Annotated in this window: 17 protein-coding genes; 6 read left to right on the top strand and 11 right to left on the bottom strand. The window is 70.4% G+C overall.

Going from position 1 to position 18417, the window contains the following annotated elements; all coding sequences use genetic code 11:
• Positions 1–63: 63 nt before the first annotated feature.
• Genes BLW47_RS07160 through BLW47_RS07145 form a run of 4 tightly spaced genes read left to right on the top strand, consistent with a single transcriptional unit; the run spans position 64 to position 4917 of the window.
• Complete coding sequence (locus BLW47_RS07160; protein WP_091553192.1) at positions 64–1629, top strand: ABC transporter substrate-binding protein; 1566 nt, start codon at positions 64–66, stop codon at positions 1627–1629.
• Positions 1626–2663 (top strand): ABC transporter permease, encoded by a 1038-nt coding sequence (locus BLW47_RS07155; protein ID WP_245736501.1) that lies wholly within the window; start codon positions 1626–1628, stop codon positions 2661–2663. Before BLW47_RS07160 ends, BLW47_RS07155 begins: the two co-directional genes overlap by 4 nt.
• On the top strand, positions 2660–3499 hold the full coding sequence (locus BLW47_RS07150) for an ABC transporter permease (protein WP_245736500.1): 840 nt from the start codon (positions 2660–2662) through the stop codon (positions 3497–3499). Before BLW47_RS07155 ends, BLW47_RS07150 begins: the two co-directional genes overlap by 4 nt.
• Positions 3496–4917: an ABC transporter ATP-binding protein gene (locus tag BLW47_RS07145; protein WP_091553185.1), complete on the top strand. Its 1422-nt coding sequence runs from the start codon at positions 3496–3498 to the stop codon at positions 4915–4917. Before BLW47_RS07150 ends, BLW47_RS07145 begins: the two co-directional genes overlap by 4 nt.
• Before the next feature lie 55 nt (positions 4918–4972).
• Here the strand turns inward: BLW47_RS07145 and BLW47_RS07140 are convergent, their stop codons facing one another.
• The 7 genes from BLW47_RS07140 to BLW47_RS07115 form a co-directional block, all read right to left on the bottom strand.
• Positions 4973–5359 carry a response regulator transcription factor gene (locus BLW47_RS07140; RefSeq protein ID WP_217634801.1) on the bottom strand — a complete coding sequence of 129 codons (387 nt, stop codon included), beginning with the start codon at positions 5357–5359 and terminating at the stop codon, positions 4973–4975.
• 7 nt (positions 5360–5366) lie between these two features.
• Positions 5367–5675, bottom strand: coding sequence for a hypothetical protein (locus BLW47_RS07135; protein ID WP_091553181.1), 309 nt, complete (start codon positions 5673–5675; stop codon positions 5367–5369).
• Positions 5672–5893: a hypothetical protein gene (locus BLW47_RS24635; protein ID WP_139307185.1), complete on the bottom strand. Its 222-nt coding sequence runs from the start codon at positions 5891–5893 to the stop codon at positions 5672–5674. The genes BLW47_RS07135 and BLW47_RS24635 overlap by 4 nt, the downstream gene beginning before the upstream one ends.
• 309 nt (positions 5894–6202) lie before the next feature.
• Entirely contained in the window at positions 6203–6703 is a 501-nt protein-coding gene (locus tag BLW47_RS07130) for a DinB family protein (protein ID WP_091554574.1), read from the bottom strand.
• Positions 6704–6954: 251 nt separating this feature from the next.
• Positions 6955–7548, bottom strand: coding sequence for a hypothetical protein (locus tag BLW47_RS07125; protein ID WP_091553178.1), 594 nt, complete (start codon positions 7546–7548; stop codon positions 6955–6957).
• A 224-nt stretch (positions 7549–7772) separates the two neighbouring features.
• On the bottom strand, positions 7773–9821 hold the full coding sequence (locus BLW47_RS07120) for a hypothetical protein (protein ID WP_091553174.1): 2049 nt from the start codon (positions 9819–9821) through the stop codon (positions 7773–7775).
• Positions 9818–11608 (bottom strand): HSP90 family protein, encoded by a 1791-nt coding sequence (locus tag BLW47_RS07115; protein ID WP_091553170.1) that lies wholly within the window; start codon positions 11606–11608, stop codon positions 9818–9820. Before BLW47_RS07115 ends, BLW47_RS07120 begins: the two co-directional genes overlap by 4 nt.
• A gap of 270 nt (positions 11609–11878) precedes the next feature.
• On the opposite strand from BLW47_RS07115, the gene BLW47_RS07110 reads away from it, so the two are divergent.
• On the top strand, positions 11879–12703 hold the full coding sequence (locus BLW47_RS07110; protein WP_139307184.1) for a hypothetical protein: 825 nt from the start codon (positions 11879–11881) through the stop codon (positions 12701–12703).
• Between the two features lie 181 nt (positions 12704–12884).
• Here the strand turns inward: BLW47_RS07110 and BLW47_RS07105 are convergent, their stop codons facing one another.
• Together BLW47_RS07105 and BLW47_RS25775 are read right to left on the bottom strand one after the other, a co-directional pair.
• Positions 12885–13502 (bottom strand): SAM-dependent methyltransferase, encoded by a 618-nt coding sequence (locus BLW47_RS07105; protein WP_245736497.1) that lies wholly within the window; start codon positions 13500–13502, stop codon positions 12885–12887.
• A complete protein-coding gene (locus BLW47_RS25775) occupies positions 13499–13624 on the bottom strand; it encodes a hypothetical protein (RefSeq protein ID WP_281247241.1) in 126 nt (41 codons plus the stop codon). The genes BLW47_RS07105 and BLW47_RS25775 overlap by 4 nt, the downstream gene beginning before the upstream one ends.
• Before the next feature lie 65 nt (positions 13625–13689).
• On the opposite strand from BLW47_RS25775, the gene BLW47_RS07100 reads away from it, so the two are divergent.
• Positions 13690–14295 (top strand): helix-turn-helix domain-containing protein, encoded by a 606-nt coding sequence (locus tag BLW47_RS07100; RefSeq protein ID WP_091553157.1) that lies wholly within the window; start codon positions 13690–13692, stop codon positions 14293–14295.
• Between the two features lie 129 nt (positions 14296–14424).
• On the opposite strand, the gene BLW47_RS07095 is transcribed toward BLW47_RS07100, so the two are convergent.
• A complete protein-coding gene (locus BLW47_RS07095) occupies positions 14425–16950 on the bottom strand; it encodes a polynucleotide kinase-phosphatase (RefSeq protein ID WP_091553154.1) in 2526 nt (841 codons plus the stop codon).
• A complete protein-coding gene (locus tag BLW47_RS07090; protein ID WP_091553149.1) occupies positions 16951–18351 on the bottom strand; it encodes a 3' terminal RNA ribose 2'-O-methyltransferase Hen1 in 1401 nt (466 codons plus the stop codon).
• Between the last annotated feature and the right edge of the window lie 66 nt (positions 18352–18417).

The following is an 18417-nucleotide window of genomic DNA, read 5'->3' as shown; positions in this document are numbered from 1 at the left end:
GCAACTTGGTAATGAAAATGATTATCATTTACTCTCTCGGTGGCAACGAGGGAGGAGACAGGCATGGTGTGGGGCAGGCCGGCGGTCGCCGGCGTGGCGATGGTGGTATCGGCGGTGCTGGTGGCCTGCAGCGGACCGCCCGGTGCCGCGGGCGGGCGACAGCCCCGTGGCGGACCGAACGTCCTCCGCGTCGTCGGCCCGTTCGAGCTGCACAGCCTCGATCCGGCGCGGAGCGATGGCTTCTTCACCCGGCTGCGGGTGGCAGAGACCCTGGTCGACGCCGACGGGCGTGGTGACCTGCGGCCAGGTCTCGCGGCGGCCTGGCGGGTCTCGGACGACCAGCGGGCGTGGACGTTTTCGCTGCGCCCGGACACGGTCTTCCACGACGGCACCAAGGTCACCGCCGAGACGGTCGCCGCTTCGCTGACAAACGCCCGCGGCGAGCGGGGGACGCCGTGGGGCGACGCACCGGTGGCGGCGATCACGGCCAACGCCGGGGAGGTACAGGTCCAGCTCGACAGGCCGTACGCACCGCTGCCGGCTGTGCTCGCGCACGCCGGCACCCAGGTACTCGCGCCGGCCTCCTACAACTCGGACCGCACCGTCAAGAAGGTGATCGGGACCGGCCCGTACCGGGTGGAACGGATCGAGCAGCCATCCGCAATCGAGGTGGTGGCGTTCGAGGGGTGGGCCGGCAAGAAACCGGATATCGAGCGCATCTCGTACCAGGCGGTCGGTCGTGCCGAGACCCGGGCGCTGATGGCCGAGAGCGGCCAGGCCGACGTGACATTAGGCATCGACCCGGTCAGCCGGCAGCGGGTCCAGCGGGCGGCCGGTGTCGAGATCAAGTCGGTGACTCTGCCGCGCACGATCCTGCTCAAGGTGAACGCCGGGCACAGGGTGCTCGGCGACCTGCGGGTGCGCCAAGCGGTCAGCGCGGCCCTGGATCGCAAGGCGATGGCGACCGCCCTGCTGCGCGACCCCGAGATGGCCGCCACCCAGTTCTTCCCGCCGTCGCTGTCGGAGTGGCACCAGGACTCGGTGCCACCGCTCGCGCACGATCCCAGCCAGGCGCGTGAGCTGCTCGCCCAGGCCGGGTGGGCACCGGGACCCGACGGGGTGCTGACCCGGAATGGCCAGCGGTTCGAGATCTCGCTGCGCACCTTCCCGGACCGTCCCGAGCTGCCGGTCCTGGCGACTGCCGTGCAGGCCGCGTTGAAGGAACTCGGAATCCGGGTGAACGTGCAGGTGGGCAACTCCAGCGAGATCCCGGCCGGTCACAAGGACGGCACGTTGGAGCTTGGCCTGTACGCCCGAAACTTCGCGCTCGTTCCCGACCCGCTGGTCACGCTCCTCAACGACTACGGTCCCCGGGGCGCCGACTGGGGCGCGATGGGATGGAGCAACGCGGAACTCGCCCGTACGCTGAGTGACCTCGCCGACGGCACCGACGCCGCCGCGGCGGCCGCCGGACGCCAGCAAGTCTCCGGCATCCTGCAGCGTGAGCTGCCCGTGATCCCGGTGGCCTGGTACCGCCAGAGCGCGGTGGTCAGCGACCGCGTCAACGGGTTCACCCTCGACCCGCTCGAGCGCTCCTGGCTGATCGACGAGGTGCGGTGGTCGTCGTGACGACGGTCCCGCCGACGCTCGCGGCCGACGAGGTCGAACCGGCGGTCCGCGGCCCGGCACCCGCACGCCGGGGCACCCTCCCACCCGTCGCCCGAGTGCTGGCGCGGCGGGCCCTGCAGGCGGTGTCGGTCACGCTGCTGGTGTCGACGGCGTGCTTCGTCATCGTGCAGAACCTACCCGGGGACATGGCCTACCGGATCGCCGCCGGGCGCTACGGCTACGACCGCGTCACGACCGCGTCGGCCGACGCCGTGCGGGCCGACCTCGGTCTCGACGCCCCGGCGTGGCAGCAGCTGGCCCGCTGGTGGGCCGACCTCGCGCAGTTCGACCTCGGCACGTCCCTGGTGACCGGCGGTTCGGTCGTGCACGAGTTGCGGCTGCCGGTGACCAGCAGTCTGCAGCTGGCCGCCACGGCGCTCGCCCTCGCGGTCGCCGTCGGCGCACCGGTGGGTATGGCCGCCGCCTGGCGTCCGGGCGGCCTGCTCGACCGGCTGACCACGGTCTGGGTCGCCGGCACCCGGGCGCTGCCACCGTTCCTGCTCGGGTTGCTGCTCATCATGCTCTTCTCGGTCCATCTCGGGTGGCTGCCGGCCGTCGGGCACGGCTCCGCCTCCAACGTCGTACTGCCCGCGGTGACCCTGGCGGTGGGGCTGTCCGGCCTGTTTGCCAGGGTCACCCGCGACACGGTGGCGCAGCTGCGCGGCTCGGGCTTCGTCACCTTCGCCGAGACCAAGGGGCTCCGCGGCCGCGCCGTCCTGGCGCGGCACGTGCTGCGCAACGCCGGCGTCACCCTCGTCGCCTACGTCGGCGCGCAGGCGCTGATCCTGATCGAGGGTGTCGTCGTCGTGGAGAGCCTGTTCGCCTGGCCCGGGCTCGGGCGCACCCTGGTCCACGCGATCTTCTGGCGGGACGTGCCGGTCATCCAGGCTGCCGCGGTGGCGCTCGCGCTGCTCGTCGTGCTGATCAACACGGTCGTCGACGTGGCCGGGCTCGCCCTCGACCCGCGCCCGCGGTGGCGGCAGGTGGTCCCGTGAGTACCGCGACGACGACCGTCCCGGCCCACTGGCCACGATGGCAGCGGCTGCGCAGGCTCTCGCCGACGCAGCGCTGCGCCGCGGCAGCGCTGGTACTCCTGGGCCTGTTCGCCGTGGCCGGGGCGTGGGTGTGGCCGGACCCGGCCGCGCAGGACCTGTCGCGATTCCTCGAGCCGCCCAGCCTGGCCGAGCCCCTGGGGCGCGACCACCTCGGGCGGAGCGTCGCGGGCAGGCTCGCGTCCGCCACCCGGCTGTCCCTGGCGACGGCGGTCGCCTGTGTGGCGACGGCGGTCGTCGCGGGGGCGCTGGCCGGCGTCCTCGCGGCCTGGCGGGGCGGAATCGTCGACACCGTGCTGCACGGCCTGTCCGAGGCCTTCGTGGCGCTGCCCGCGCTGCTGGTCGTCCTCCTCGTGTCCGCGATGTCCGGCGGCGGGCTGTGGACGCTGTACGCCGGACTCGCGCTGGCACAGTGGGTCGAGTACTTCCGCGTCGTGCGGGCGCGCAGCGCCCTGGTGCTCAGCGGGCCGGCCGTCGAGGCGGCGGGGCTCCTGCAGTTGGGCCCGCTGCACGTGCTGCGCCGCCACCTGTGGCCCGACCTCCGCCCGCTGCTGACCACCATGGCCACGTTCGGCGTCGGAACCTCGGTGCTGGCCCTGTCCACCCTCGGCTTCGTCGGCGTCGGCATCGCGCCGCCGACCCCCGAGCTCGGCCTCATGATCACCGAGGCGTTCCCGTACTACGACGAGGCGCCGTGGATGTCGCTGGCGCCGGCACTCGTCCTCGCAACCGTCCTGGTAGGACTCCTCGGCCTGCGCGGTAAGGAGAGCGTGTCATGAACATGCACGTGCAGGGCCTCGTTGTGACCCATACCGGTCGGACCCTGCTGGACGTCGACGACCTGCGGCTGGAACGCGGCCGCGCGGTGACCATCGTCGGCGAGAGCGGCTCGGGCAAGTCGCTGCTCGCGCACGCCGTCATGGGGACCCTGGGCGCGGGCCTGGAGGCCCAGGGCCGGGTGGTGATTGAGGGAACCAGCTACGACGTGGCGGAGCGGCGAGCCCGCCGGCGGCTGTGGGGCCGGGTGATGGCGCTGCTGCCGCAGGAGCCGGTGCTGGCGCTGGACCCCACCATGCGCGTACGTGGGCAGGTCGCCGAAGGCGCCGCCTCGTTCTGGTCCGACCGCCGGTCGGGGTACCGCGCCGCGGAGGAGGTGCTCGGCACGCTCGGCGTGGCCGGCGCAGCACGGCGCTACCCGCACACCCTCTCGGGCGGCATGGCCCAGCGCGTCGCCTTCGCCGCGGCGACCATCGGAGGAGCCCGAGTGCTCATCGCCGACGAACCGTCCAAGGGGCTGGACGACCACGCACGCAACGACCTGACTGTGCTGCTACACCGGCACGTGACCGCCGGCGGAATCCTCCTCACGATCACCCACGACCTCGACCTGGGCCGCGACCTCGGCGGTGACGTCCTGGTGATGCGGGACGCCGGCATCGTCGAGCGCGGACCTGCGCACCAGGTGCTCATCACACCGTCGCACCCGTACACGCGCCGGCTGCTGGCCGCCGAGCCCGGCCGATGGCGGCATCTGTGGGTGCGCGACCGGACGAGCGGGGCGACGGAGCGGACGGCGGACCCCGGCGGCCCGACGCTCGTGCAGACGGACCGGGTCGCCAAGGGCTTCGCCGGGCGGACGCTGTTCTCCGACGTGTCCCTCACCATCCGCCCGGGGGACCGGCTGGCCCTCGCCGGCCCGAGCGGCTCGGGCAAGACCACGCTGGGCAACGTCCTGCTGCGCCTGCTGCAGCCCGACGCCGGTAGCGTGCGGCACACTCAGGAACTTGCCGGCGGGCGCCTGCAGAAGCTGTACCAGGACCCCGCGGTGGCGTTCCCCTCCCGCGTACCCATCGGCGCGGCATTGGCGGACGTGGTGCGCCGGCACCGGCCCGCACCAGGGCGCCTCACGTCGCTGCTGGCCGCGATGCGCCTGGACGAAAGCCTGTTGCAGCGCACACCCGGTCAGGTCTCCGGTGGGGAACTGCAGCGCCTGTCGATCATCCGCGCCATCCTGGTGGACCCGCTGCTGATCTTCGCCGACGAGCCGACGTCACGCCTGGACCTCGTGACGCAGGAAGAAACGATGTGCTGCCTCATGGAGCAGGTCGAGCGGTCCGGGTGCGCCCTGGTGCTCGTCACCCACAACCAGGCCCTCGCGCACACCGTCGCTGACCGGGTCCTCGCGGTGGCCGGTTGAGGATCTGCCGGTACACCCCGAAGGCATGATGTGCGTCGTCGTGGACCCGCTGGTGTTATCCGTCGGAGACGAGGCCGGCCTCGCGCGCCCTGACGGCCGCGTGGGCCCGGTCCATAACGTTGATCTTCGTGAACACATTGGAAACGTGGTTGCGTACCGTTTTCTCGCTCAGTACCAACCGGCGAGCGATGTCAGCATTGGTAAAGCCTCGACCGATCAGCCCGAGCACCTCCACCTCTCGATCGGTGAGCCGCGGAAACGGGTCTCCCGATCGGCGTCGGCGGCCCGCCGTGCCGGTCAGGAAGGCGAGCGCTTGATCGGCGACCGCCCGGCCGAAGACCACCTCGCCGGAGGCCACCGCACGGATCGCGGCGAGGATGCGCTCCTGGTCTGCGCCCTTGACCAGGTAGCCGCGGGCGCCGGCGCGCATCGCAGCGAACACCGACTCCTCATCCTCCTTCCATGAGCAGCAGCAGACCGATCAGCGCACCACCCAGCATCGACAGGAACACCAGTGCCGCGAACCCGCTGTCGTCGAGCGCGGTGAACAGCGCCTCGGCCTGCGCCGCATCGCCTCCAGCGGCAGCGGTGCCACCCAAGACGGCGTACTCGACCCCATGAATGGCGGCCAACCCCGTCATTCCGAGAACGCCCAGAGCCGCACCGGTCATGGCCAGACGGCGGGCGCGGCCGCGGGCGAGCGCCGCGAAGACGACAACGACGGCGATGAGCACCGGTACGGCGAGAAAGCCGATCATCTTGCTGGTGGTGAATGTGGCAAGGTTGGCGTCGACCCAGGCGAAGCGGGCGGCGTCGTCGCCGTGCGCGACTCCAGGATCTCCTCGACCACCTGCAGGGCCGGCCCGACGATCAGGGTGGCGGTGGCGGCGACCCGCAGCGGGGTGCTCCAGGTGTGCTGCGGCCGGATAACGGCGGCTCCGGGTGCCGTGGCGGCGACGGAATCAGTGGTGGACATGGCGTACTCCTCGGTCCGGGTCGGCCAATGCGGCGGCCCTCGTGGAGGAAAGCCTGCGAGCGGAGGCGTCCCAGACGCATGAGGTCGGTGTCCCGACCATCCAGGACACGCGATGCCCTACAGTCGGGCGCTTTTTACAGGGACTGCACCAGCGCTACCCGCGAGGCGTGCCCGATACAGCGGTCAAGAGGGGGCAACCGGGGGTGGCAGGCCGCCGCCGGACAGACGACAGGCACCTTCCAAACGCGCGATGCGGATTGACCTCGACAGCGGCTGGGTGGAGGGCGAGGCCAGGTATCGGCTCAGGCTTCACACTGTGCCGGTCGCGCCGTCGGTCAGCTCGCGCAGGATGTCTGCGTGGCCCGCGTGGCGGGCAGTCTCGTCGATCATGTGGATGTAGACCCACCGGAGCGAGATCGGACCGAGCTGCGGATGTGAGCCCACATCCTCCAATGCCAGCCGAGCGGCGACCGACCGCGAGCGGTCGCATTCTTGCGTGTATTCGGCGATCAACCCTTCGACTGTCGCATCGTCAACGAACCAGCCGCCGTCCTCGTCACCGGCGGCGGGTTGCCCCGCCAGGACGTGCTGGAACCAGTTCCGCTCGACAACGGTGACATGGCGGAGCAGGCCGGCAAGGGTAGTGAGCGACGGGACAAGGCGGCGCTTGGCGTCCTCATTCGACAGACCGTAAACCTTGCTCACGATCACCTTGCGGTAGAAGTCAAGGAAGCTTTCGAGTACCTCGCGCTCGCCAGCAGTGCCGACCAGCTCTGGACCGTACGGAGGGGTGAGCGGCAGCGTCTCCATGCACACACCATAGTGGCGAGCTTCCATGCGTGCGACGCCGCAGACTGATGCGGGCTGCCTGTCCGGGTGCACGCGGTGATCCGACGGTCCGGGGAGCCGGTGGCCCATCTGGCGCTGCACGTCGAACTCGTTGATGCCCGCGGTCGCCGGCTCCTCCGATCGCATGCCCGCGTAGGAGGCGAGGTGTCAATTCCCTGGAAACGTGGAGGGTCTTGACGTGGGTTGTTGTCGGCACGCCCTCGCGGCCTGGGTCAGGTGGCCGCGTGCAGGTCTTCCCACTCGCGTGTGTCGGGACGGCCCGAGCGCCATTCGTGGAGGAGTTCGGTGGCGCGGGTTTTGTCGGCTGCGATCAGGACCGTTTGCCGTCCGGCGTCCACTGCACGGTCGACGGCGTGGGAGCCCTCGCTGCAGCACGTGCACAGAAGCCGGCCGCTGCTGAGTACCTCGGCGCCGAGATCGTGCCGCGCGAATACCTCGAGCAGCGCATCGATATCGTCGGTGTCCGCCGCCGTGACGGTTACTGCCAGCGTCGCGATCTCGGACGGGGCGAACAGCATGATCTCGTCGAAGACCGGATACCGCTGCCCCTGCACAATCCGTTCCCCGTTGGGCACGCCGTCGTGCAGGACGACCTCGCCGAACCGGCGACTGGGGTCAAACGGGACCGTGACGACGCGGGCCCGGGTCGGGCACAGTCGGTGGGCCCACACCACCTCCTGCCCCGTGGCCGTGCTGATGCGTACGCAGGTGACCCCGAACTCGCCGAGGATCTCGCCGTCCCCGGGCGGCAGGGTGATTCCGTACCCGGTCCAGCAGTCCCGGGCGGTGGACCAGTCGCGCAGCACGGTGGCGGCGATCCCAAGATTCCAGAACGCGGGGTCCTGCGTGCCGCGGGGCGCCCGGGAGGCCGCCTCCTTGCCCAGCTCGTACGCCTTCGGCCAGTCGCGCAGGAACTTGTATGCCAGGGCCGCGTCGAACCAGAGCTTGTCGGGTAGGCCTGCTTCACCAGTTCACGGTCCTGGGACTGCCCGAAGATTCGCATTCGGAGAGTGTAGATCACCCGAATCTCTCATTCGTCTTCGTCCTCTTCGTAGTACTCGAGGTCATCGTCGTCAATCTCGTGTTCGGCCATGAACTGGGCCGCGTCCTCGGTTCGGCCCTGCATGCGCAGCGACTTTGCGACGATCATCGTTGCTGTCCAGCCGTGCCGCTCCGGCTCGGTTGCCAGCACGTCACGCGCCTGGGCTTCCGCCTCGATCGGACGTGAAGCCTTCAGCTGGAGTCGGGCCCGGTGGATCAGCGCGTCGGCGAGTTGTTGCGGGAGGGCGGCTGCCTCGAAGTGGACGAGCGCACGGTCGAGCCGGCCGATCGCCGCATCGACCTGGTCCGCCGCAGCCAGCAGACGTGCCGCAGCCACATCGACGTACGCCGCCTCGTCGGCGGTGCCGTTCCGGTCAGCGGCGATGAGCGTGTCCGCACGGTCGAGCGTGGCCGTCGCCAGGTCGGTCGGGGCTTGGGCACCCATCAACGTGAGGGCCTTGCGTAGGGTGCGAAGCTCGGCCGACCGGGCGGCGTGTGCGCGATGTCGGTCCGCCGCCGCGAGCAGTCTCGTTACGGCCTCGCCGCCGCCGAGGACGTCGGCGGCCTCTTCGAGTAGCACTTCGGGCGGCGGTACGCGGTCGGCGGGAGCGTCCGCGTCGAGGATCTCGTCGAGTACTCCGATGGCGTCGTTCCGGTGGTGCCACGCCCTGCTGTACAACTGCCACAACAGGTAGCGACACCGAGTGGCGTCTGACGCGAGGCCGGCCCGATGGAGGGCCCGCATCGCCTCTTCCGCGGCCTCGACGGCGTCCTCCCAGCGCCCGGCGTTGCGCAGCGCGTGCGCAACGTCGAGGCGGGCGCGAGCGGCGCCGGCCTCGTCGCCGGCGGCGGTGAGTTCCGCGACGCGCTCCAGCAGCGGCGTCAGAGACCGGTCGGTGCCGGACTTCCCCGGGGCCACGCGACCGGCGAGCACCGTCAGCGGCAGTTGATCCACGACGGGCTGCGCTGCCATCCGTGCCTCCGCCCGCCGGCTCTGGTGGTCGTTGCCGTTGCGGGCATCGAACCGCGCGGCCAGGCTCCGCACCTGGGCGGTCAGTTCGTCGTGCAGCTGTTCGACGGTTGACTCCCACCGCCGTGAGCCGTCGTCGGACCGTCGCCGCAGCACCAGGTCTCCATGGCCGGACGCGCGCAACCGGCCGAGGACGAGTGCGGCGGCGGAGCCGAACTCGAGGGCGGCGTAGGGCGACGACGGCCGCGCAAGCCAGGCTAGGTGGCGTTCGACGATCTCCAGTCCGCGGGCCTCGTTGCCGCTCAACCCGCAGAACAGCACATGCGAAGCGATGTTGTCCAGGTGGTGACGGTCGTCGCGAATGCGGCGGTAGCCATCGCGGTGCGCCTGGACGGCCTCGTCGAAGCGGCCGGTGTACAGGTAGGGCAGAAGTAGTTCGGCGAGTATCCACTGCGGCTGTTCGGTGCATCCGCCGTTTTTGAACGGTTCACCGACGGTAATCGCCTCGTCGAACCTGTTCAGGGAGGCCAGGTGGCGTACCTGACTCGACGGCACGCACGCGCTGCAGTCCGACAGCGAGTCCCGGCGGGCGGTGACCATGTTGTCGTACCACTCCTGCGCCGCAACGGTGTCGCCGACGTGATGCGCGACCAGCCAGCGGTGCTGGTACACGGCGTGCAGGCTATGGCCGCCCAGGAGGTACCGCCGCTCCATGTCGTCCAAGACCGCGACGGTGCGGTCGAGCGGGATCTCCGGGAACTGCGGCAGTCCCCAGACGACCCACTTGAACCGCCACAGCAGTGCGTTCGCGTGATGTCGGCTCACCAACTCCGGCTGGCGGTCGAAGACGGACAGACACCAGGAAAAGGCGAGAAACGTCCGGGTCGGGTCGCCGCCGTGGTGGAAGTCGGTAATCGCGTTCATCCGGGCGTTGAACCCGAACGCCACGTTGCCGGCTGCGTCGGCGTGCCGGAAGACGGCGTCGAGGGCCGCGAACCTGGCCGGCCCGGTGGGCAGCCCGTACGCCTGCCGGAGACGTTCCTGAAGGTCCTGCTCGGACGCGGTCATCGGGGCTGCCCCATCGCGTGGGTGAGCAGGCCCAGGAACGACTGGTTGAGCGCGGCGGTGTCGGCCGGCCGTAACGGCTGATGGCCCAGGAGCAGCGCCTGCACGTACAGACCCTCGACCGCGAGCACCACCAACTCCTCGTCGCCGATGCCGACCGCTTGGCGTACCAGTGGGTTGCGGTAGTTGAGTACCAGTTGCGGCCGGTCGTCGTGGTCTGCCGTGAACGTACCGAGAATCGACGCCCACACGTCGTCGACCTGCTCCTGGCCCCGGCGTAGGTCCACGCGCAGGGCGGTGTCGTTGTCGAGCAGATACAGCGCGGGCAGGCTGGCCGGGTCGAACGCGCGGAGCAGAACCTCGACTCCGAGCCGGTCCAGCGTCCGCTGTGCGAGCGTCAGGAACGGCCTGACCGACAGCTCCACCGCCGAGTCCAGCGGTTCCAGCTGGGTGGCGAGGTCCGTGGAGCTCAGCACCTGGGTGGTGGCCGAGGCGTCGACGTCCGACAGGCGCGCGACGAGCTCGGCGTCGTAGACGTAGCCCGCGTTGACCACCGCAATGCCCTGCGCCGCGGCGACCGCGGCGACCTGACGGAACTCGTCCACCGACCGTGAATACCGCACTACCCCGTACCGGTCGCGGAACTCGGCCAGGGTCAGCGGGCCCATGTTGGTCTCGAATGGCCACCACTGGTCGACCAGACGCAGCATTTCGTCATCGTGCACGGCCAACGCCTTCACACCGAGGTGGTGAATGCGCAGGAACTCCGCCAGTCGCCGCGAGTCGCTTCGGCCCAGCCGGCTCAACCAGCCACGCAGGCTGTCGCCCAGCGTCTCGCGTACCTGCTCAAGCAGGCTGTCTTCGTAGAGAGCCTCCCGGCTTGCCGTCGGCCGTAGCTCCGAAGTGTCCACCACGCAGCGCACGAAAAATGCCCACTCCGGCAGCAGGCCCTCCACGCCCTCCGACAGCAGCATCTGCTTGAGGTACACGCGGTGGGCGACCCTCGATGCCGGGTTCGACGGGATCGGAAGCACGAACGCCACGCCACGAAGGCCGGCCTCCGGCACCGCAAGGTCGATGACGTCGAAGGGAGTGAATCCGAAAACCTCCTGTGCGTACGCGTCCAGCCGGGATCGCCGCGCGGTGGCCGTCTCAGCGCCGTCGGAGTCCCACGGCGTGAGCCCCGAGGTGACGACCGTGTCGCCGACCCGCACCGCGATGGGCAACATCGATCCGTATAGGGCCGCCAGGGCCACTACGGTGTGCCGCTGCAGCCAATGCCCAGCGTCGCGGCGCGGCACCAGCGTGACTGTCGTGCCCTGCTCCGGTCGCTCGCGTTCCGGTGGAGCCACCGCAACCTCGTAGCGGCCGTCGGCGTAGCCGATCCACTCGACCGTGGGGGACTCGCCGGCCCGGGTGCGGACCCGGATCTCATCGGCCACCAGGAAACATGACAGCAGGCCGATGCCGAACTGACCCAGGAACTCCTGACGGGCGAACCCCAGCTCATCGCGTTTGGAGCTGCGCCCGATCGTGGCTAGCAGTTCGTGCACCTGCGTCTCGGTCAGGCCGATACCGGAGTCGTGGATGCGTAACGTACCGTCGCCGGTTGACTCCGACGGTTCGATCCATACCACGCCCGGAGCGCCCGGGTCCCCTGCTCGGCGAGCGGTAATCGCGTCGACCGCGTTCTGGAGCAGTTCGCGGACGTACACGCGGGGACTCGCGTACAGGTGATGGCTGAGAAGATCGACTATGCCGCGTAGGTCGACATGGAATGTGTGGCTCAACCTGTCCTCCCCGCCGCTTGATCTAGCAGGGGAGCACGATACAGGTAACGGACGATGCGGCCAGTACCTTTCTTCAGCCGGGCCCGACACCCGGCTGCGAGCACTTAGGACACGTGTGGCCTGCGGCGTGGCGGCCCGAAGAGGGAGAGCATCGGCGATCGCCGCGCGGGCCCGACGGCGACCAGTCGCTTGTCAGCCGATCTCCGTCAGCGGGAGCGGAGATCAAATATGGAAAGACGGCTCACCGCCGGGACGGCTACGGTCACCGGCGTGACATCGAACCTGGACTGTATTGGGCTCGGCGTGGACGACCACGCCGGGATGGACCGCCTGGTGAGCATCGCGCTACGCGGCGCCGAGCGCCTGGGCCAGGCCGGAGGCGTGTCGGTGCTGCGTTGGCAGGATCCCAGCGGCGCCCGGCTGATCCTGGGAGTGCGGGGCAATGAGGTGACCGACCTGCTGCCGTCGTACGCGGGCGAGCCCGGCGCTCGCCTGGCCAATGTCCGTGCCGTCAACGAGGACGTCGTCGTCGCCGACGTCCTCGACGAGGATGGTCAGCAGGTCACCATGCTGGCGGCCGAGTTGGAGCAGCGGCGGCTGTTGCCGGCGACCGGCACGGTGGGCGGGCCGGCCTGCGTGGTCGCGCTCGGCGTCGACGTCACCGTGTGGGCGGATGACGACGCGTTCGCCGCGTCGGACGCGAGCCTGCTCGGCGACGGCGACGAGCCCGGTGAGGCGCCGCCGCATGTGGTGGAGCAGGGCTGGCCGTGGCCACCGCGGATGGCCGCGGAGTCGTTTATCTCCTACGGAGTGTTCGGTGAGCCCGAGCAGGCCCGGGCGTACGCGCGGCTCAACGGCAGGGTGCTGCGCGCGCAGCGTAAGACGGTCGCCGTCACCGGGCGGGAGTTCGTCGCCGCGCGGGTGCGCACCGCCGGGTTCGAGGTCGACGTGTGCCTGCCGGCCGATGCGACCGGGGAGGTGCCGCGCGCCGGCAGTGTCATCGCGGGGACCGTGTTCCTGGTCGCCTCGCTGCCTGGTGTCGTCACGGCGGACGGCTCTCCGGGGAAGCGATCCTGGTTGCCGTGGCGCCGCTGACGACGGGCCACTGGGCACGCTTGCCAGGTTCGGCACGTCCACCGACGACACAACACCGCCACCCAACTCGTCCCGGCGCAGCGCAGGACCTCCGGATCCGCAGATGCGGCCGGGCAGATCAGCCCACCCGGCCCCCCCGGACGCCGAGTGCTCGGTGCCGAGTGTCGGCGTCCGGGAGAGGTCAGTGGCGGCGGGCGACCAGGACGGCGTCGTGGACCGTGACCTCGCCGCCGTGCTCCGGGTGGTGGACCGTCCGCGGGCGGGCCGCCGTGGTGATGATGTCCCACTGCTCCGGGTCGAGGTCGGCGGCCAGTTCCTCCGCGGTCGCGTACAGGTCGGGCAGGTCCGGGCGGGGCACCACGGCCGCGTCGCTCGGGTCGTGCTGGACCAGCAGCAGGGTCCCGCCCGGGGCGACGGCACCGGCGAGCCGGGCGTACAGCGGGCCCCGGACCGCGCTCGGCGGGTGCAGGAAGGCGGCGGTGACCAGGTCATAGCGGCCGGTCGGCGTCCACGCGGTCAGATCGGCCTGCTCGAACCGGATGCGCCCGGACAGCCCGCGGCGCTCCGCCTCCGCCGCCGCGCGGTCCAGCGCCACGGTCGAGATGTCCACCGCGACCACGTCCCAGTCGCGCTCGGCCAGCCAGAACGCGTCCCCACCCTCGCCGCAGCCGGCGTCCAGCGCCCGGCCCGGCGGCAGCTCCGCGACCTCGGCGACCAGCTGCGCGTTGGCCCGGCCGCTCCAGAGCGCGGGCGCCGAGCGGTAGCGCTCCTCCCACCACTGCCGGTCGAAGACGGTCACGCCGCCACCCCCGCACGCCGCGCGACGACCGCGCGCCGGGTGTCCTCGGCGACCAGGTCGGCGTTGATCGCCGCGCAGACCGCGGACTCGGACCGGGGTGAGAAGACTTTGTCGTTCTGCATGCCACCACGGTGACCGCCCGCCCAGCGACTGGCAAGCATCCTTGCCGGTTCGGCAAACTGGGCACATGGACGACGCGCAGACCGACGCCGTGCTGACCGCCGTGGGTCCCCGACTGCGCGCACTGCGCTCCGGCCGCGGGATGACGCTCGGGCAGCTCTCCGAGGCCACCGGTATCTCGGTGAGCACGCTCTCTCGTCTGGAATCCGGCGAGCGGCGCGCCACGCTGGAGCTGCTGCTGCCGCTGGCCCGCGTGCACGGGGTACCGCTCGACGAGCTGGTCGGCGCCCCGCCCACCGGGGACCCGCGCATCCACCCGCGGCCGATCACCCGGCACGGGATCACGGTGCTGCCGCTGTCGCGCCGCCCCGGCGGCATCCAGGCGTTCAAGATGTTCTACCCGCCGCACACGCCGTCCGGCGAGCCCGAGCTGCAGGTGCACGAGGGCTACGACTGGGTCTACGTGCTCTCCGGACGGCTGCGGCTGCTGCTCGGCGAGCACGACCTCGTCCTCGGCCCCGGCGAGGTCGCCGAGTTCGACACCCGCACGCCGCACTGGCTCGGCAACCCCGGGGATGAGGCAGCCGAGGTGCTCGGCCTGTTCGGCCCGCAGGGCGAGCGGCTCCACGTGCGCGCCCGCCCCGCCTCCCGCACCCGAACCCGCACTGACTGACCCGCGTGTCGCGTCAGTTCCATCTCCAGTACCGGCGGTCAGCGTCGGTGGACCAGGGACTCAGTCGCGAATACGTGCGCGGCCGGTCACGGAATCGGATGGTCGATGACCTGCGGGATGCTCTGCCCATCACAGTCTCGGGTCGGTGGGTTCGGACTCCAGTGCCAGCACGGCGAACACCAGCTCATGCACCCGCCACAGCGGCTCGCCGGCAGCCACCGCGTCCAGCGCCGCCAGGCCCAGGCCGTGCTCGCGCAGGGCGAGGCCGCGCTTGCGTTGCAGGCCCCGGTCACGGAGGCGTTCGAGGTGACGCGGTTCGGTGTAGTCGGGGCCGTAGATGATGCGCAGGTACTCCCGCCCCCGGCATTTGATGCCAGGCTGAACCGGCTTCCCCTTCGCACGGTGCTGCAGCCCGTTGTAGGGCTTGATGACCATTCCCTCGCCGCCGGCGCCGGTCAGTTCCAGCCACCATTCCGTGGCTTCCTTGATCGCGGTCTCGTCGCCCAAGTCGACGATCCGTCGGTCGGTGCGCCGCAGCAGGTCGGGGTCGGCGGCGACGAGGCGGTCGCAGAGCGCGAGGTGCCAGCCGTGGTCGCGGGCCGTGTGGGAGGCACCTTCGGAGGCCAGGATCATGAAAGGGGCGAGCTGAATGCCGTCCAGGCCGTCGATGGGCCAGCAGTAGCGTCGGTACGCCTCGGTGAACGCGCCGGCGTTGGCCGCGCGTGCCGCCGTCCGGGCCCGAAGCTCGGAGAGGTCGAGCCCCCGACCGATTCCCGCGTCGAGCGCGCTCAGCGCCGTGGGCAACGCGGCGCGCGCCGCCGCGCCGACGGCCGCGTACTGGCCCTTGATCAGGGCACCGGCCTTCGCCGACCAGGGCAGCAGCTCGCAATCGAGCAGCAGCCAATCGGTGGCCAGTTCGTCGAAGAGCGGATCCGCTGCGGCGCGAACGCGGGCAAGCAGCGCCTCGGTCAGCTCAGCATCGGTGAAGAACGGCCGTCCGGTGCGGGTGTAGACCGTACCGGACGAGCCGTCGTCGACGCCGAATCGTCCGGCCGCACTCGCCGCGTCCCGACACACGAGTACGACGGCCCGCGAGCCCATGTGCTTCTCCTCGCACACGACCCGCTCCACGCCGACAGCCCGGTAGTCGGCGAACGCCTCGGTCGGGTACTCCAGGTATCCCTCGAGAGTGGAGGTGGAGGGCGGGGACATGGTTGGCGGCAGCCACAGCAGGTAGCGCGGGTCGACAGCGAACCGGCTCATCACTTCCAGCGCGGCGGCGGCGTTCTCAGCGTCGACGGTCAAGGCGCCATAGTCGGTGCGGATATGGCGCCGGCCGGTCACGTCGGCCAGGTTGAGAGTCGCGTCGTCACGCGCCGGAGTGGCGGGGACCAGCGGCTTGACCGGCTCGTAGTGCATCCTCTCGGCCGGCACCGAGACCAGATCCTTCTCCGGGTATCGCAGCGCCGTCAGATGGCCGCCGAACACGCAGCCGGTGTCCAGGCAGATCGTGTTGTTGACCCACTCCGGCTTCGGGGTGGGGACGTGGCCGTAGACGACCATCGCCGAGCCGCGGTAGTCGTTGGCCCACGGGTAGCGCACCGGTAGCCCGTACTCGTCGGTTTCGCCGGTGGTTTCCCCGTACAGGCAGAACGCCCGCACCCGCCCGGACGCGCGGCCGTGGAACTCCTCCTTGAGCCCGGCGTGCGCCACCACCAGCCGGCCTCCGTCCAACCGCAGGTGGCTGACCAGGCCGTCGATCCACGTCGCGGCGGATTCGATGAACTCAGGGGTCTCCGCTTCCAGTTGGGAGAGGGTCTCCGCGAGGCCGTGGGTCACGCTGACCTTGCGGCCGCGCAGCTTGCGTAGCAGCTTCTGCTCGTGGTTGCCGGGCACGCACAGCGCCGTGCCCGCCGCGGTCATGCCCATCACCAGGCGCAGCACACCGGGGGAGTCCGGGCCACGATCGACGAGGTCACCGACGAAGACGGCCAGCCGCCCCTCGGGATGGGTGGCGTTGACCGGACGCCCCGCCTCGTCACGCTCGATCGCCCACCCGAGCTTGGTCAGCAGCGTCTCCAGTTCGGAGCGGCAGCCGTGCACGTCGCCGATGATGTCGAACGGCCCGGTGATCTCGCGCTTGTCGTTCCAGGCCCTCTCGTACGTGATGGTGACGTCGCCGGGATCGGTGACGACGTGCACCTTCCGGAACCCCTCGCGTCCCAGATTGCGCAGGGAACGGCGGAGGTTCTGCTGCTGACTGCGCAGTACCTGCCGGCCGAAGGTGCGGTCCTGCCTGGCCTGCGTGCGTTCCCATGCAATCGGTTCCGGGGTGTCGAGAACGATGGCGACAGGGAGTACGTCGTGCTCACGGGCGAGCTTCACCAGCTCGGCGCGGGCATGTTGCTGGACATTGGTGGCATCCACCACCACCCGCCGGCCGGCGCGCAGGCGGATGCCGGCGACGTGGTGTAGCGCCTCGAAAGCGTCCTTGGAGGCGGACTGGTCATTCTCGTCGTCAGCGACCATGGCCCGGAATGCATCCGAGGACAGCACTTCGGTCGGCTTGAAGTACCGGCGGGCGAATGTCGACTTGCCGGACCCGGAGATGCCCACCAGTGCGATGAGGGAGAGTTCAGGAATGTCGAGGTTCACTCAGGCGGCCTTCCGGAAAAACGCGAGCTGGGTAGGGGAGCCGACCTCTGGATCGACGTCGCCGACCGGCCGGATGTGCGCGTCGTAGCCGTACGCCTCGGCGACCCGGGCCGCCCACGCCGCGAACTGCGCGCGGGTCCACTCGAACCGGTGGTCGTCGTGGCGCAGGTGCTCGTGGGCCAGTCCCTCGTAGCGGACGTTGTACTCGACGTTCGGGGTCGTCACGATCACCGTCGCCGGGTTCGCGTGCCCGAACACGGCCCGTTCCAGAGCGGGCAGACGCACCTCGTCGAGGTGTTCGATGACCTCCATCAGGACGGCGGCGTCGTAGCCCTTGAGCCGGTCGTCGTGGTAGGTGAGCGCCGACTGGACCAGCTTGATCCGGCCCCGCTGTCGCTCCGGAAGCCGGTCGAGCTTCAACCGCCGCTCGGCGATCCGCAGACTCGCGCTGGACACGTCCGCGCCGACTATCTCGATGTAGCGCCGGTCGGCCATCAACTCCAACAACAGCGTGCCCGGGCCGCAGCCCAGATCGAGCACCCTGGCCGCGCCGGACTCGGCGAGCGCGGCCAGCACCGCTTCCGTGGGCAACTTGACCAGCGGCTTCTTGCGCTCGCTCTCGTCGACCTCTTCCGGCTCGTCCGTGGTCTCGAGCTCGTCCGAGGCCGCTTGTAGCCGCTCCAGGGCGCTCAGAGCCAGAGACCGGCGGTTGGCCAGGTAACGCCGCGTGATCAGCTCCTTCACGGGATGCCCGGCAAGCCACCCTTCGCCGGCGCGGAGCAGCTTGTCCACCTCGTCCTCGGAAACCCAGTAATGCTTGGCGTCGTCAAGGACGGGCAGCAGCACGTACAGATGGTTCAGTGCCTCGGCGAGCTTCCGGCGGCCGGTAAGCCTCAACTGCACGTACCGGGAGTCACCCCAGTCGGGGAACGCCGGGTCCAGCGGGACCGGTGTCGCCGTCACCGCCCAGCCCAGCGGAGCGAACAGCTGCTCAACGACTTTGACTCCGCCCCGGCATGGCAGGGCCGATACCTCGATCTCCAACGGTAGGGCGACATCGACCAGCTCGGGCCGATCCCTGCTCGCCCCCTTCAGCGCGGAGCGGAACACCTTGCCCAAAGCCACGGTGAGCAGGCTCGATGCCGCGTACGGCCGGTCGTTGACGTAGCGCCCGAGCGAGAAGTTATCGGGCGATCTCTGTCCCTTCGACGGTCGCGCCAACTCCACCGGGTCGACATCCAGCAGAAGCGCGACCGTGCACCGCGCAGGAGTGGCCTCCGGATACCAGACGTACGCCGTCCCGCCGGTCGTCTCGACAGACTGCGGTCGATCAGGGTGCTTGACCAGCAGGAAGCCTAGGTCAGTAGCCGGGGAGTGCGTGGTGGAGATCGTCAACAACACAAGAAGATGATCGCAGGGACAGCCAGCGAATATCTGTCCCTCGAAGCGGCCAAACTAGACGGAACG

This window comes from Micromonospora pattaloongensis (assembly GCF_900107255.1).
In the GTDB taxonomy this organism is placed as follows: Bacteria; Actinomycetota; Actinomycetes; order Mycobacteriales; family Micromonosporaceae; genus Micromonospora_I; species Micromonospora_I pattaloongensis.
The sequence above is the reverse complement of the archived record's forward strand: the minus strand, read 5'-3'. Positions and strand labels throughout refer to the sequence as shown.